Below are 14,966 nucleotides of genomic sequence, written 5' to 3'. Positions count from 1 at the left end.
CATAACTGCAAAAAAGCGCAGAGCCGCGCATCCTCAGGCGCGTACTTCCCCCGTCAGCAGCGCGCGCGCAGCGACAACGTCGGCAGCCATCTGCCCCATAAGTGCCTCAACACCGTCGAATGCGACCATCCCCCGCAGACGCTCGATGAACTCGACTGTCACATCGTGGCCGTACAGATCGAGCGAGTCCTCGTCGAGCACGTGCGCCTCGACCTGGCGGACCAGCACATCGTCGAATGTGGGGTTCGTACCGACCGACACCGCCGCGGGGTGGCGAAGTCCGGTGTCGTGATCGACGAGCCAGCCAGCGTAGATGCCGTCCGCAGGAACGAGGGCTCCCACGATCTCAGAGAGGTTCGCGGTCGGAAAACCGAGCTCTCGTCCGCGCTTGAGCCCGTGCACCACGACGCCGCGAACATCGACCGGACGCTCGAGCACATCGGATGCGGCTCTGACCTCTCCGTGAACGAGCAGCTCTCTGATCCAGCTGGAGGACACTCGACGCTCGGATTCGTCGAGGAAGACGTCTTCGACGACATCGACGGTGAAGTCGAACTTCGGCCCGAGCTCGCGCAGCAGGTCTGGCGTGCCGGCGCCGCGGTGTCCGAAGCGGAAGTCGCTGCCCACCAGCACGGTGGACACGCGCAGAGCGCCGACCAGGATCTCCTCGACGAAGTCTTCGGCCGAACGCGAGGCGAGCGCCTGATCGAAGGTCAGCATGAGTGTGGCATCCAGACCGAGTTCGCCCAGCAGCTCGAGCTTGCGTTCCGTTGTGACGACGTTCTCGGGGCACAGTTCGGGGCGCAGCAGCTCGAGCGGGTTGCGGTCGAAGGTAACAGCGACCGAACGGGCATCCGATTCCGCTGCATCCGCCTTGAGCCGCTCAATGACCGCACGGTGACCGGCGTGGACCCCGTCGAATTTGCCGATAGCTACGGCTGAACGTCCGAAATCGCTGGGAACCTCATGCGGGTCGCGGAAGATGATCATGCGGACACCGTCGCCGGCTTGTGGGTGCGCAGCCACCAGATGCCGAAGAGCGGAAGAACAAGCGGGATGAACAGGTATCCGCGCCCGAACACCGACCACACCGAATCGTGCTGGAACAGCTCGGGCAGTGCGATGCTGAGGCTGCCCACGACGAGGACGCCGACGAGCTCGAAGACGATAGCAATCCACGCGACTGCATACCATCCGCGCCGGCCCGCAAGAATGAGCGCAAGTGTCGCCAGGATGTACACGACAGCCGCAAGCGCCGAGAGCGAGTACGCCAACGGTGCCTCTGCGAAGCTGCGCACGATCTGGACAAAACTGCGACCGGTGGCGGCAAGCGCCATCACGGCGTAGACGATGACGAGGACTCGACCGATGCCGGTCATCTGTGTGCGAGTTTCGGTGATGCTCATAGCATCGTCCATCTTATCCGCGCGAATCCGTGCCCAGCGCCGCCGCCTACCCGATCTGAATCGTCCAGATCACTTCCATCCGCCAGAGCATGATGGCAACAGCGAATGCTGCGACCCCCAGGATGACCGTGCTCCACCGACTCCGGTCCAGCAGCGCCCACAGCACTCCCCCGATCGGCACCAGTGCCGCGGACACGAGATACACCCAGAACTCGAGCAGATCGCCGGTGGGCGGGTTGCCTGCCAACGGCGCGACTATCCCGACCACAATCTGGGCGATCAGCAGCACCTCGATCAGAGCGAGCGCCCCGACCGTGTAATCGCTCGGTCGGCGCCCTGCCATCCCCGCCACGACACAGAACAGTCCGGCGGCGACGGCGACGATGATCTGAACGATCGTGAACCACAGGATCATCGGATCTCCTCCGGCATGTTCATTGCGCTTTTCAGGTCTTTCCCCCGCTTTTCGACGATGCCGACCAGGTGACCGTCAGGATCGATCGCCGCAGCAAAGGTTCCCGCCAGTCGGGATGCCTCATCCGCCAGACGCTTGCCGTGCTTGAGATCTCGCGCCTGCTCAGCCGAGACATCCAGCGGCTGCAGAATCTGTGCGGCCGCAGCCGCCGGCGTCAGCGGCTCAGCATCTGCAAGGTCATCCAGCAGCGCAGCATCCGTCACGTCGAACGGTCCGATTCGGGTGCGGCGCAGTGCGGTGAGGTGTCCGCCCACTCCGAGCGTCTCCCCCAGATCCCGCGCGAGCGCGCGAATGTAGGTGCCCGATGTGCAGTCCACCACCACATCGAGGTCGATGACACCGTCGCCGGCACGCTGCGCGAGGATCTCGAAGCGCGATACGGTCACCGCCCGCGCTTTGAGCTGGACGTCTTCACCGGCCCGAACTCGGTCGTAGGCGCGTCGGCCATCGACTTTGATGGCCGAGACGGTGCTGGGTACCTGCGAGATATCGCCGGAGAGCGCTGCGATGCCGGCGGTGAGCTGCACCTCGGTGATGGCAGCAACGGACGCCGGATCAGCAGTGGCGGTGACCTCGCCCTCTGCATCATCGGTTGTCGTGCTCTGCCCGAGCCGGATCGTCGCGAAATAGGTCTTGTCCGCCCCCACGATGTAGGTGAGCAGACGGGTTGCGCCCTCGATACCGATCACGAGCAACCCCGTGGCCATCGGGTCCAGGGTTCCGGCGTGCCCGACCTTGCGGGTTCCGAAAGCACGACGCGTGCGAGCGACGACGTCATGACTGGTGAGCCCACCGGGCTTATCAACGAGAAGAATGCCCGACGAGACCATCCCTCAAGCCTATCGATGGTTGGTGCACGCGCGCGGACGCTCCCTCAGCCGCACACCTCGTACGGCGGTGTTTCCAGCGTGGTCACCGTAACCGCATTCGCCTGGTCGGTCGCGGTGTAGTACTCGAAGAAGATCGTCGCACCTGCGGTCGGCACGCCCAGCCAGGTCCCTTCACCGATCTGCGCTTGCCCGGCGACGGCATCCGGATGCTGGGACAGCACCTCATCCTTGCTCGAGCCGATCCCCAGCCCCTCTCCGGTGCGCGGCCCCACACCCGGGGTGATCGGGTCGGCCGCGGATGTCGACACGAGCACGATGGGTTCCTGCTCCGACTCTGTCCGCCGAACGAAGTCCACGCTGTACGAGCTGTCGGAGGCGTTCCACCACGCAGCCCAGGAGCAGTGGTCATCATTGGTCCAGGTCGCCGGCAGCTCGCTCAGTGTGGCGGCGAAGTCCGCGCCGGTGTCGATGGGGCCGATGCCCAGCTCGCTGATCAACCAGGTGGACGGGTCCTCTGGATCGATCGCCGGTGTCTCCGGCGCCGGCGAAGGATTGGGTGAGGACGAGGTCGGAGGTGCTGACGAGGGCGGAGGTAACGGCGGCGGAGACGACGGGGCTGGTGCTTCCGGAGGCGCCGAGGCGCATCCGCTGAGAATGAGCGCCGATAGCATGCCGATCGCCATCAGTGCAGTCGATCTGCGCGGCATGTGAACCTCCCGGAAGCCGACGGTTGCGTCCGCGTCGGAACGCTCCGCCTAGGCTAACGAGGTGGCTGCAATCTCGACACCCCCCTTGACCGTGGCGCCGGTACTTGCACACTGGTACCGCGACAATGCTCGAGATCTGCCCTGGCGCCGCCCTCAGTTTCATGAGCAGTTCGGTGCCTGGGGCACGCTGGTCAGCGAGTTCATGCTGCAGCAGACACCGGTTTCTCGGGTGATTCCGCACCTCGAGGCGTGGTTGGAACGCTGGCCGACGCCTGCTCGGATGGCCCAGGCCACGCCGGCAGAGGTTGTCCAGCAGTGGTCGAATCTCGGTTATCCTCGACGCGCGCTTTGGCTGCATCGTGCGGCGATCGAGATCACCGAACGCCATGACTGTGTGGTTCCGCGCGATGTGGATGCTCTTCTCGCTCTGTCCGGAATCGGCGACTACACCGCTCGCGCAGTCGCGGTCTTCGCCTATGGCGATCATCATCCGGTCGTCGACACGAATACCCGGCGCGTCATGGCGCGCGCGCTCGAGGGCAAGTCGCAGCCCGGCGCTGCCGCGCGCCGCGACCTCACCGCGATGTCAGAGTTGTTGCCGACAGATCGAGAACATTCGGCGATCTTCAACGCCGCAATGATGGAACTCGGCGCGACCGTGTGCACTTCTCGGACACCGAAATGCGCACAGTGCCCGATTTTGGCCCAGTGCGCTTGGGCGGCGTCCGGGTATCCCGACACCGGTGACGATCGGCCGCGCCAGGCCCGATACGAGGGCTCGGACCGTCAGGCCCGCGGCGCTGTGCTCAAGTCGCTGCGAGCAGCACACGACAATACCCTGCTCCTGGATTCGGTGATCCACGACTGGGGCGAGCCCGCACAGCGCGACCGGGCGATCGACTCCCTGATCGCGGACGGCCTGGTCGAGGCCGTGGACGGGATGCTGCGGCTCCCGCGTTGAACCCCGATCAGAAGTGCCGCGCCGTCCGGTGCGCGAGCAGGGTCAGCTCGACGCGCTTGCGCACGCCGAGCTTGCTGAATACGCGTCCGGCGTGCACCTCGACGGTACGCACCGAAACGTCGAGTTCATCGGCGATCTCTCTGTTGGTCGCTCCCTGAACCACGCGCATCGCCACCTCGAGCTCTCGTTCTGTCAGCAGCGGCTCCCATGCCGTCCGGCTCGCATCGAGCGGATCGATGTGGTCGATGATCGCCAGTGGCGCTGTCTCGATGTGCCCTGCGACCTCACCGGAGGTATGCGCGCGGCGCAGCCGCTCCCGGGTAGCCGCAAGCCAGGCATCGGCGCCGGCATCATCGAACAGCTGACAGGCGGTGCGGAGAAACCGGGTGCCCGCGCGCGTATCGCCGCGCGTGATGTTTGCCGAACCCAGCATCGCTTCGACGCGCGCACGCGCGAACGGCGACTGCAGCTCCCGCGCTGCTGCGGCAATCTCTGCGCATTCACGTCGCCATCCCGATTCCGGCAGCAAGCGGATGCGTCGGCGCAGCCCACGAGCGGCGGCCAAGTCTGGGGGCTCTACATGCGATCGCTCCGTCACGGGGCCGACCTCATCAAGACCAGGAAGTGCCAATGGATGCTCCGGCGCGCCACGGTCGTGCCAGAGGGTGGCCTGCATCGCTGCGACGGCAGTTTCGCCAGCCAGATACGCCTCCAGACCGGCACTGATCAGCCCGTCGATGCGATTTCCGACCGGAAGGGTGTGCACGAGCGACTGCGTCAGCGGTTCCGGGGTTCCGAGCACCGCGATATCGAGCCGCTGCGCCAATGCGGGGCCGAGCCCGGCGAAGGCGATTCCCACCGGTGCCTGCACCGCTGCCGCGGCGAACCGCTCCAGCGCGGTGGTGATGTCGCCGCGCCAGAAGAGCAGCAGCACTTCTGTGACGGCCAGGTAGGCATCCACGACCGGACTGTGCTCGAGCCCAGCCAGCAGCGGATCCACCTCATCATCAAGACGCGTTCTCGCTCTCGCGATGAACTGCAATCCGCGATCGATGTCGCCGTCCAATGCCGCACGCAGCGCTTCGACCATGCAACGGGAGAATGCGCCCGCCGGAGCTGACTGCTTGGATTCAGCCTCGCCGCTGAGCATCCAGCACAGCGAAACAGCGCAGTCACGAATCTCCCCGCCCGCGTCGGCTCGGGCATCGGCGTCTCGTAGCTCTGCGAGCCATCCGCGCATCGCTGAGATCTCACGGCGTTCCGCGCAGAAAATGGCTGCCACTCCCGCCGCACGCGCCCATTGCTGCCACTGCTGCGCATCATCGGTGCGCGGCCGGTACTCGGCCGGTTCGAGCACGGGCATCACACCGTGGGCGCCCAACTCAGCGATCAGCAGTGGCGCCAGCGCTCCGGTCGGGTAGTCAGCAGCTCCTGTGGGGAAAACGCTTCCGAGCCAATCGGCCGCCTCGTGCATGCATCCGGCGCCCAAAGCCGCGCTTCCCGCGACCAGCCGCGCGGCGTCAGCCTGTGCTCCCACGGCATGATCCGCAGCTTCCGCCGCCAGCCGAAACCCACGCTCGACCTGCCCGGAATCGGCTTCCCGTCGCGCAGCACTCAGCAGGATCTCGACGACGGCAGGTGTGCGCTCGATCGCACCACGTGCGATGTGCCAATTGGCCTGCAGCTCCTCGCCAAGCTGTTGATGAACCCGGCCGAGCAGTTCATGCGCGTGAGCACGATCCGCTTGAGAGGCGGTGGCCTCTATCCAGAGCGCAAAGCGATCGTCGGCGAATGCGAATCGACCGGAGGTTATGGTCAGATGCTGCGCCAGCACACCGGTGAGCACCTCGTCGGCATTGCTGTCACCAGCAGCGAGTACGAGGTCGAGTCGATCATCGGTGCACAGTGCCGCGAGCAGCAGCGAACGGAAGTTCGTGGCAGCCAGATCCAGCGAAGCGAACAGCTCCTCCACGAGGGGCACGAGCGGGAGCGGCTGCGGAAGCATCCGTTGACCGGTGCGCTGTTCCGGCGTCAGCTGCTGCGCGACCGCGATCACGGTAGCCGGATCGCCGTTCAGCTGGTTGAGCAGGTGCGCTGTGACGTGCGGTGCTACCGCGAGTCCATGCGAGAGTAACTGTGCAGAAACGCCATTGACCAGCGCACGGAGGTCGTTGCTCGCCGCGGGCGCGCTGATCGCCACCACCGCGAGTTCGGGCATCGGCTCTCCCCACTGAACACCGATCTTCTGTTTGACGCTGGAGCGCCAGTAACCGGGATCAGGGTAGCAGAGAGCCGAAAATGACTACCTGTTGTCGTCTTCGTCGTTCATATACGGGTCAGCTTCACCGGCGTGCTTTGCGCCGGCGGCGAGCTTGGCCACCTCGGCATCGCGTTCCCGCGCCTCGCGCAGCAGAGCGGAGATGTTGTCGGCGTTCTCCGGCAGAGCATCCGCGATGAACTCCAGCGTCGGCACGAGACGAGTGTTGAGATGCTTGCCAACTTCGCTGCGCAGCATGCCTGTGGCAGAAGCCAAGGCTGCACCACTGGAAACGCGCTCTTCCTCTGTTCCGAGCACCGTGTAGAAGACCGATGCGTGTTGCAGGTCACCCGAGACGCGAACATCCGTGATCGTGACGAAACCCAACCGCGGATCACGCAGCCCCTTGTCAAGGCGTTCCGCGAGGATGACGCGGATGCGGTCCGCGAGACGCGCCTGTCGTTCTCCAGCCATTTCCTTCTCCTTGGTGAGCAATGAGGGGCGCCCGCAGGCGCCCCTCATCAATCGATCAGATCAGCCGCGAGGCTTCTCGACCAGTTCTGTGGTCTCGATCTCGTCGCCGATCTGGATGTCGTTGAACTTACCCAGACCGATACCGGCTTCGTAGTCGGTACGAACCTCGGTGACGTCGTCCTTGAAGCGACGCAGCGACTCGATGGCCAAGCCGTCGGCGAGTACGACACCGTCACGGATGACACGAGCCTTGGCGTTACGCGTGATCGTACCGGAGCGGACGATGACACCGGCGATGTTGCCGACCTTCGAGGAGCGGAACACCTCGCGGATCTCGGCGACACCCGACTTGACCTCTTCGAACTCCGGCTTGAGCATGCCCTTGAGGGAGCTCTCGATCTCGTCGATCGCGGAGTAGATGACCGAGTAGAACCGGACATCCACACCTTCACGCGCCGCAGCTTCACGAGCCTTGGGGTCAGGGCGAACGTTGAATCCAACGATGATCGCGTTATCGATCGTCGCCAGGTTCACGTCGGACTCGGTCACTGCACCAACACCACGGTGGATGATGCGCAGCTGGACCGTGTCGTCGACCTCGATCTTGAGCAGCGACTCCTCCAGCGCTTCAACAGCACCAGAAACGTCACCCTTGATGATGAGGTTGAGCGTTTCGACCTTGCCCTCTTCGAGTGCACGGGTGAAGTCCTCAAGCGAGATGCGCTTGCGCGCCTTCGCCAGCAGAGCGTTGCGCTCAACGGCTTCACGCTTCTCAGCGATCTGACGTGCCATGCGGTCTTCCTCAGTGACGATGAAGACGTCGCCGGCACGAGGCACGGAGTTCAGACCCTGCACCTGCACCGGGCGCGACGGTGCAGCCTCTTCGACTGCATCGCCGTTTTCGTCGAGCATGGCGCGGACGCGGCCATAAGCGGTTCCCGCCACGATCGAGTCACCGATGCGCAGGGTTCCCGACTGGATGAGCACTGTTGCGATCGATCCACGGCCCTTGTCGAGCTTCGCCTCAATGGCGACACCACGAGCAGACTTGTTCGGGTTCGCCGTCAGGTCAAGACCTGCGTCAGCGACGAGCAGCACAGCGTCCAGGAGCTCCTGGATACCGGTGCCCTGGCGTGCCGAGACGTCGACGAACATGACGTCTCCACCGAACTCCTCTGCGACCAGACCGTACTCGGTGAGCTGCTGACGCACCTTGGCAGGGTTCGCTGCCGGCTTGTCAACCTTGTTCACCGCGACAACGATCGGGACGCCGGCGGCCTGGGCGTGGTTCAACGCCTCAACCGTCTGCGGCATGATGCCGTCGTCTGCTGCAACCACCAGGATTGCGAGGTCGGTGACCTGCGCACCACGAGCACGCATGGCGGTGAACGCCTCGTGACCCGGGGTGTCAATGAAGGTGATCGCGCGCTCGATGTTCTCGTGCTCGGTCCAGACCTGGTACGCACCGATGTGCTGGGTGATGCCACCGGCCTCACCCTCGATGACGTTCGTCTTGCGAATCGCGTCAAGAAGGCGGGTCTTACCGTGGTCGACGTGACCCATGACCGTGACCACTGGCGGGCGGATCTCGAGGTCGTCCTCGCTCTCCTCCTCCAGCTCCTTGTCCAGGTCGAGACCGAAGCCCTCCAGGAGCTCCTTGTCTTCATCCTCGGGCGAGACCATCTGGATCTTGTAGCCCAGCTCGACACCGAGAACCTCGAACGTCGCCTCATCCAGCGACTCGGTGGCCGTAGCCATCTCGCCGAGGTTGAAGAGGATCGTCACCAGGGTTCCTGGCTGAACCGTGTAGCCGGTCAGCGTCTCGATCTTGTCAGCGAAGTCTGCGATCGAAGCGCCGCGGCGCATGCGGATGATCTCACCGTTGCCGCGGGTGACGTTGACGCCACCGACGATCGGTGCAGACCGCATTTCAAACTCTTGCCGCTTCGCCCTACGCGACTTGCGCTGCTTGGACTTGCCGCCACCCTTACCGAAGGCACCTGCGGTTCCGCCGCCAGGTCCACGGCCACGGCCACCGCCGCCACCGGGGCGACCTGCGAAGCCGCCGCCTGGACGTGCGCCGGGCCCAGCTGCGGGACCTGCACCACCGGGACGACCGGGACCGCCAGGACGCTGCTGGAACGGTGCACCACCGGGACGACCGCCCTGACCGCCACGAGGGGCGCCGGGACGGGGAGAGCCGGGACGAGGTGCTCCCGGGCGCGGAGCGCCAGGACGCGGAGCCTGCGGGCGAGGAATGTTGCCCGGAGTCGGGCGCTGTCCCATGCCCTGCGCTGAGGCGAAGGGGTTGTTTCCGGGGCGTGGGCCGGCCGGACGCTGTCCCATACCCTGCGACGAGGAGAACGGGTTGTTGCCCGGTCGCGGTGCGCCGGGCTTGGGTGCTGCATCGCCGTCAGCAGGGTTGTCTGCTGCAGGCGCGGGAGCCGCGGCAGGCTTTTCTGCTTCCGGTGCCGCGGGTGCGGGCTCCGCAGGAGCAGGCTCAGGTACGGGCTTCGGCTTCGGGCCGGGCTTGGGCCCAGGGGTCGGAGCCTTCGGGCCGGGCTTGGCCGCACCGGACTTGGCGTCAGTCGCCTTTGCCGCAGCGGGCTTTTCTTCAGCCTTGGGCTTCGCTGCCGCGTCTGCCTCAATGGCAGCACGGAGCTTACGAGCCACGGGCGGCTCGATGGTGGAAGAAGGACTCTTGACGAATTCGCCGATTTCCTTCAATTTCGCGAGTGCGAACTTACTGTCGACGCCGAGTTCAGCGGCAATCTCGTGTACGCGTGGTTTGGCAGCCACAATTCTCCTGTCTGGGTTGGTCTACCCAGGCAGGGCAGACCACTAGTTGCGGACGGGTCTCATTTTGAGCCGTTCACTTTTTTTCCATAGCCATTTAGCCGTTTCTCGATGGTCTGCGTATCCAAAGAACTGGACACACGGAGTGCTCGCGCAAATGCGCGACGCCGCAATGCGGCTTCTGCACAATCTTGCGTCGGATGCAGCCACGCGCCTCTCCCGGGCATCACAGCGTCGTCATCAATAATGAGGATTTCGTTGTGAACCACCACTCTCAACAGAGCGGCTCGGGAAGCACGCACGCGACAGCCAACGCATGTTCGTACGGGTTCCATCTTACACCTCTGGGCGGCGAGCGATTTCGACTCGCCCGCTACTCGTCGAGGATGCTGTCAGGTTGGATGTCGATCTTCGCGCCGGTGAGCTTGGCGGCCAGACGAGCGTTTTGACCTTCCTTGCCGATCGCCAACGACAGCTGGTAGTCGGGAACCAGTGCGCGAACGGCCTTCGTGTTGGCATCCAACACGAAGGAGCTTGTCACCTTGGCCGGCGAAAGCGCATGGGCGACGAACGTGGCAAGGTCGACGTCGTGATCGACGATGTCGATCTTCTCCCCCGCGAGTTCTTCGGTGACGGCACGCACACGGCGTCCCATCTCTCCGATGCAGGCGCCCTTGGCGTTGATCGCCGGGTCATTCGCCTTCACCGCGATCTTGGTGCGGTGCCCTGCTTCACGTGCGAGCGACACGATCTCGACGAGACCGGCAGCGATCTCCGGAACCTCCAGCGCGAACAGCTTGCGCACCAGGCCCGGGTGAGTGCGGGACACCGTGATCTGCGGGCCCTTGAGCCCCTTAGCGACAGCGGTGACGTAGACGCGCAGGCGAGACCCATGCGTGTACTCCTCGCCCGGCACCTGCTCCTCGGGCGGAAGAATCGCCTCGACCGAACCCAGGTCGACGTGGATCATGCGCGGGTTGGGCCCCTGCTGGACGACACCAGCGACGATGTCGCCTTCCTTGTCCTTGAAATCGCCGAGCACGACGTCGTCGGCGATGTCGCGCAGCCGCTGGCTGATGACCTGCTTCGCGGCGAATGCTCCGATGCGCCCGAAGTCGCTCGGAGTCGCATCCTCCTCGCCGATGATGGCGCCTTCTTCGTCGGTGACCGGCTGAAGCACGGCGACGTGGCCGGTCTTGCGGTCGAGTTCGACGCGAACGCCTGCGGGAACGGCGCCGTCTTCAGAGACATGCTTTCCGTACGCCGTCAGGACGGCCTGCTCGATGATCGCGACGAGTTCGTCGAAGGGGATAGCCTTCTCCTTCTCGATTCCGCGCAGCAGCCCCAGTTCGATCTCCATAACGGCCTCCCTATTCAGCTCTCGCCGCAGCATCCTGCACGCGCGGCACCGTACTACGATACCCGCTCTGGCGCGAGGTGTCAGTCAGCCGTCGGTGTGCGCGGTGCCGAGTGCGTTGATCGCGGCGATGAGCCGGTAGAGCCCGCCGACCTCGCGCTGGCGCAGACGCAGCGCCAATCGCGGCAGGTCGATGCGATCGTTGTCTTCGACTTCTGCCGGTACTGCGGCGGTCACGGTGATGCCGCCATCGACGATGAGATGCCCGAACTCGGCGTTGAGCGCTTCGACTTCGGCATCGGTCGGCGTGTTCTTCAACCGCAGCAGCAGCACGTCATCGACCCAGCGCAGCGAGTCATAGTTGCGCCAGAACCCCGTGATTTCAGCGACAGCAGCTTCAGCAGAATCTGTGACGAGCACGCGGTCGAAGTCGTCTGCTGAGATGACACCAGCAGGGATGAGCGACTCGTTCACGAATCGCTCGAGTCCCTTCCAGAAGGAACCACCAGCCTGATCCAGAAGAACGATCGGCATTGGCTCTGCTTTGCCGGTCTGCTGCAGCGTGAGCAACTCGAACATCTCGTCCATCGTGCCGAAACCGCCAGGAAGACAGATGAAGCCGGTGGATTCCTTGACGAGCATGAGCTTGCGTGTGAAGAAATACTTCATCTCCACCGAATGCGTGTCTTTGGCGACAACCGCGTTCGGCTTCTCTTCGAACGGCAGCTGGATAGACACTCCGAGCGCCATCTTCTCACCGGCGCCCTCTGCGGCAGCCTGCATGATGCCAGGCCCTGCCCCGGTGACGACCATCCAGCCTCGTTCGGCGAGCACGGCGGTGACGTCACGAGCCTGTTTGTAGAGCGGGTCGTCCTGCTGCGTGCGCGCCGAACCGAACACAGTCACCTTCGGCACGTCCGCGTAGGGCTGGAACAGGCGGAACGCATCGTGCATCTCGACGATCGCCGCGGAGGCGATCTTCAGATCGAGACGATCGGTGCCTTCTTGCCCGAGCCGGATGCCGGTCGTGACGATCCGGCGGATCAACGCACGGTTGCGCGTGATGCCGGATTCGGTCAGGAGCGCATCGACCGCCACGGTGAGGTCGGACTGCTCAGGGGTCATGATCAGCCCTTCAGCTTCGCGATCGCCTCGTCGACCGAGAGCGCCTCGCGCTCCCCCGTGCTGCGGTTCCACAGCTCGACCTGGCTCTCTGCGGCACCGCGCCCCACGACGAGGACGCGGGGAATTCCCACCAGTTCCGCGTCGCCGAACTTCACACCCGGTGAGACCTTGGGTCGGTCATCGTAGAGCACGTCCAGACGCGCCTGTTCCAGCTGCTTGGCGATGTCTTCGGCGACGTCGTAGGCGATCTGGTCGCGACCGGCGGCGACGAGGTGCACGTCGAAGGGCGAAACGGATGTCGGCCAGATCAGGCCCTTATCGTCGTTGTTCAGCTCAGCGATGATCGCGAGGATGCGGGTCACCCCGATGCCGTAAGAGCCCATGGTGACGGTGACGAGCTTGCCGTTTTCGTTGAGCACCTTGAGCCCGAGAGCTTCGGCGTACTTGCGGCCGAGCTGGAAGACATGGCCGATTTCCATTCCGCGCGCGAGCGAAACGGGTCCCGAGCCGTCGGGTGCCGGGTCGCCATCGCGGACATTCGCGATCTCAACGATGCCGTCGGCTTCGAAGTCACGACCAGCGATGACCGAGTAGGCATGCTTCTGATCGATGTTCGCCCCGGTGATCCAGCGGGTTCCTTCAGAGACACGAGGGTCGACGAGGTAGCGAATCCCGGTGGCGGACTCTTCGCCGAGCACCGCTCCTGTGGGCGACCAGGGCCCGATGTATCCCTTGACCAGCAGCGGGTTGTTCTCGAAGTCTTCATCTGTTGCTGTCGACACCTCTGCTGGCGCGAAGGCTACCTCGGCACGCTTCTGGTCGACCTCGCGGTCACCGGGAATGCCGACGATGACGAGCTCACGCGTGCCGTCGAGGTGCGTCAAAGCGAGTACGACGTTCTTGAGTGTGTCTGCTGCGGTGTACTCGCCATCAAGGACAGCGTTGGAGTGCTCGACCAGCGTCTCGATCGTCGGGGTATTCGGCGAGTCGAAGATCGTAGCGGCTTCGGCGTCGTCGAACGGCACAGCATCCGGCACCGCGGTTGTGAACGCTTCAACGTTCGCTGCATACCCGCCCGCGCTGCGGACGAATGTGTCTTCACCGACAGGTGTGGGGTGCAGGAACTCCTCGCTGCGAGACCCACCCATCGCGCCGGCATCCGCCTGCACGATCACGTACTCCAGGCCGAGACGCTGAAAAATACGCTCATAGGCGTCGCGCTGCGCCATATAGGAAACTTCCAGGCCCTCATCGGAAGCATCGAAGGAGTAGGCGTCCTTCATCGTGAACTCGCGTCCGCGCAGCAGCCCGGCGCGCGGCCGTGCCTCATCGCGGTACTTGTCCTGAATCTGGAAGAGCGTCAGCGGCAGATCCTTGTACGAGGAGTACAGATCCTTGACGAGGAGAGTGAAAGCCTCTTCATGCGTCGGTGCGAGCAGGTAGTCGCCGCCCTTGCGGTCCTGAAGACGGAACAGGAGATCACCGTACTCATCCCAGCGACCGGTCGCCTCATATGCTTCACGCGGCATCAGCGCCGGGAAGTGGACTTCCTGGGCGCCCGCGTTCGCCATCTCCTCGCGGACGACCGTCTCGATCTTCGCCTTTACCCGAAGGCCGAGCGGAAGCCAGGCGAAGATACCGGCAGCCTGCCGCCGGATGTAGCCGGCACGGAGCAGCAGCCTGTGACTGGTGACCTCCGCTTCGGCGGGGTCTTCACGGAGCGTACGGAGGAAGAATTTCGAGAGACGAGTGACCACGCGTCAAGTCTAGTGACCCGGGGCGGTGTCAGTTGAGTGCGCGCGTGTTCTCCGGGATCACGCCGTCGAGATACAGGCTGGATGCCACGTCCTGAAGTGCGGTGAGCGCGACGCGCTGAGTCGTCGGACCGTAGGAGATCCGTGCGACGCCGAGAGCCTCGTACTCAGCGGCAGTGAGGGCGCCAGGCAGGCCGATGACGCTGATTTTTCGCTGGCCGATTCCCTCCACGAGCTGGCGGGTGACATCGGCGTTGAGAACGCCGGGGACGAAGACGCTTGCAGCTCCTGCATCCAGGAACGCGCGTCCGCGTTCGATCGCGTCAGCGATGCTCTCCTCGACCGGACGGCCACCCGCGCGGACGAACGCATCGGTACGTGCGTTGAGAACGAACGGCACTCCCTCGGCTTCACCAGCCTTGACGATCGCCTCGACAACTGCGACGGATTCTGCCAGCGGCTTGAGGCGATCTTCGACGTTCGCGCCGACGATTCCGGCGGCGATCGCCAACCTGGTGGTCTCCCCCGCATCGTCGTAGCCGTCGTCGAGATCTGCGCTGACCGGAAGCTCGGTGGATGCTGCGATCCGCCCGACCATGTCGATCATCAGCTCGCGGGGAATCTGCCCATCCGGGTAGCCGAAGGTTGCGGCGATCGAGTGACCGGCGGTGGCGAGCGCTGTCGTCTCGGGCAGAGCCGTGATGGCTTTGGCAGAGATCACATCCCACACATTCACCACACGGAGGATCTCCGGTGCGTCATACAGAGCGAGGAGGGTCTGGGCTTTGGCTGCGGCGGTCATATCTCCACGCTAGCGTCCCCGC

General features: G+C 64.5%; 15 protein-coding genes. 2 read left to right on the top strand and 13 right to left on the bottom strand.

Annotation, left to right across the window (positions count from 1 at the left end):
• Positions 1-33: 33 nt before the first annotated feature.
• From ACW5CM_RS05050 to ACW5CM_RS05030, 5 genes are all read right to left on the bottom strand, one after another.
• Entirely contained in the window at positions 34-990 is a 957-nt protein-coding gene (locus ACW5CM_RS05050) for a bifunctional riboflavin kinase/FAD synthetase (RefSeq protein WP_439254766.1), read from the bottom strand.
• The gene (locus ACW5CM_RS05045; protein ID WP_438253715.1) at positions 987-1,379 is read right to left on the bottom strand and encodes a hypothetical protein; all 393 of its coding nucleotides are present in this window, start codon (positions 1,377-1,379) and stop codon (positions 987-989) included. The genes ACW5CM_RS05050 and ACW5CM_RS05045 overlap by 4 nt, the downstream gene beginning before the upstream one ends.
• Before the next feature lie 73 nt (positions 1,380-1,452).
• On the bottom strand, positions 1,453-1,821 hold the full coding sequence (locus ACW5CM_RS05040; protein WP_438253671.1) for a hypothetical protein: 369 nt from the start codon (positions 1,819-1,821) through the stop codon (positions 1,453-1,455).
• The gene (gene truB, locus ACW5CM_RS05035) at positions 1,818-2,711 is read right to left on the bottom strand and encodes a tRNA pseudouridine(55) synthase TruB (protein ID WP_438253670.1); all 894 of its coding nucleotides are present in this window, start codon (positions 2,709-2,711) and stop codon (positions 1,818-1,820) included. Before truB ends, ACW5CM_RS05040 begins: the two co-directional genes overlap by 4 nt.
• Before the next feature lie 44 nt (positions 2,712-2,755).
• The gene (locus ACW5CM_RS05030) at positions 2,756-3,208 is read right to left on the bottom strand and encodes a hypothetical protein (protein WP_457124345.1); all 453 of its coding nucleotides are present in this window, start codon (positions 3,206-3,208) and stop codon (positions 2,756-2,758) included.
• Between ACW5CM_RS05030 and ACW5CM_RS05025 the strand changes: the two genes are divergently transcribed.
• Positions 3,189-3,422 carry a hypothetical protein gene (locus tag ACW5CM_RS05025; protein WP_439254768.1) on the top strand — a complete coding sequence of 78 codons (234 nt, stop codon included), beginning with the start codon at positions 3,189-3,191 and terminating at the stop codon, positions 3,420-3,422. The genes ACW5CM_RS05030 and ACW5CM_RS05025 overlap by 20 nt on opposite strands.
• A gap of 57 nt (positions 3,423-3,479) precedes the next feature.
• The gene (locus ACW5CM_RS05020; RefSeq protein WP_457124344.1) at positions 3,480-4,379 is read left to right on the top strand and encodes an HhH-GPD family protein; all 900 of its coding nucleotides are present in this window, start codon (positions 3,480-3,482) and stop codon (positions 4,377-4,379) included.
• A 7-nt stretch (positions 4,380-4,386) separates the two neighbouring features.
• On the opposite strand, the gene ACW5CM_RS05015 is transcribed toward ACW5CM_RS05020, so the two are convergent.
• From ACW5CM_RS05015 to ACW5CM_RS04980, 8 genes are all read right to left on the bottom strand, one after another.
• A complete protein-coding gene (locus ACW5CM_RS05015) occupies positions 4,387-6,597 on the bottom strand; it encodes a helix-turn-helix transcriptional regulator (RefSeq protein WP_457124343.1) in 2,211 nt (736 codons plus the stop codon).
• 84 nt (positions 6,598-6,681) lie between these two features.
• Positions 6,682-7,110 carry a 30S ribosome-binding factor RbfA gene (rbfA, locus tag ACW5CM_RS05010; protein WP_438253665.1) on the bottom strand — a complete coding sequence of 143 codons (429 nt, stop codon included), beginning with the start codon at positions 7,108-7,110 and terminating at the stop codon, positions 6,682-6,684.
• A gap of 60 nt (positions 7,111-7,170) precedes the next feature.
• On the bottom strand, positions 7,171-9,909 hold the full coding sequence (gene infB / locus ACW5CM_RS05005; protein WP_457124342.1) for a translation initiation factor IF-2: 2,739 nt from the start codon (positions 9,907-9,909) through the stop codon (positions 7,171-7,173).
• 59 nt (positions 9,910-9,968) lie between these two features.
• Complete coding sequence (locus tag ACW5CM_RS05000) at positions 9,969-10,241, bottom strand: YlxR family protein (RefSeq protein ID WP_438253663.1); 273 nt, start codon at positions 10,239-10,241, stop codon at positions 9,969-9,971.
• Positions 10,242-10,279: 38 nt separating this feature from the next.
• Complete coding sequence (nusA, locus tag ACW5CM_RS04995; RefSeq protein ID WP_438253662.1) at positions 10,280-11,266, bottom strand: transcription termination factor NusA; 987 nt, start codon at positions 11,264-11,266, stop codon at positions 10,280-10,282.
• 84 nt (positions 11,267-11,350) lie between these two features.
• Positions 11,351-12,388 (bottom strand): LOG family protein, encoded by a 1,038-nt coding sequence (locus ACW5CM_RS04990; RefSeq protein WP_457124341.1) that lies wholly within the window; start codon positions 12,386-12,388, stop codon positions 11,351-11,353.
• Positions 12,389-12,390: 2 nt separating this feature from the next.
• A complete protein-coding gene (locus tag ACW5CM_RS04985; RefSeq protein ID WP_457124340.1) occupies positions 12,391-14,145 on the bottom strand; it encodes a proline--tRNA ligase in 1,755 nt (584 codons plus the stop codon).
• Positions 14,146-14,173: 28 nt separating this feature from the next.
• Positions 14,174-14,944: an isocitrate lyase/PEP mutase family protein gene (locus ACW5CM_RS04980; RefSeq protein WP_457124339.1), complete on the bottom strand. Its 771-nt coding sequence runs from the start codon at positions 14,942-14,944 to the stop codon at positions 14,174-14,176.
• Between the last annotated feature and the right edge of the window lie 22 nt (positions 14,945-14,966).

The sequence above is a fragment of the Microbacterium wangyouchuni genome (assembly GCF_054072595.1).
This window is presented reverse-complemented; position numbering and strand designations above follow the sequence as displayed.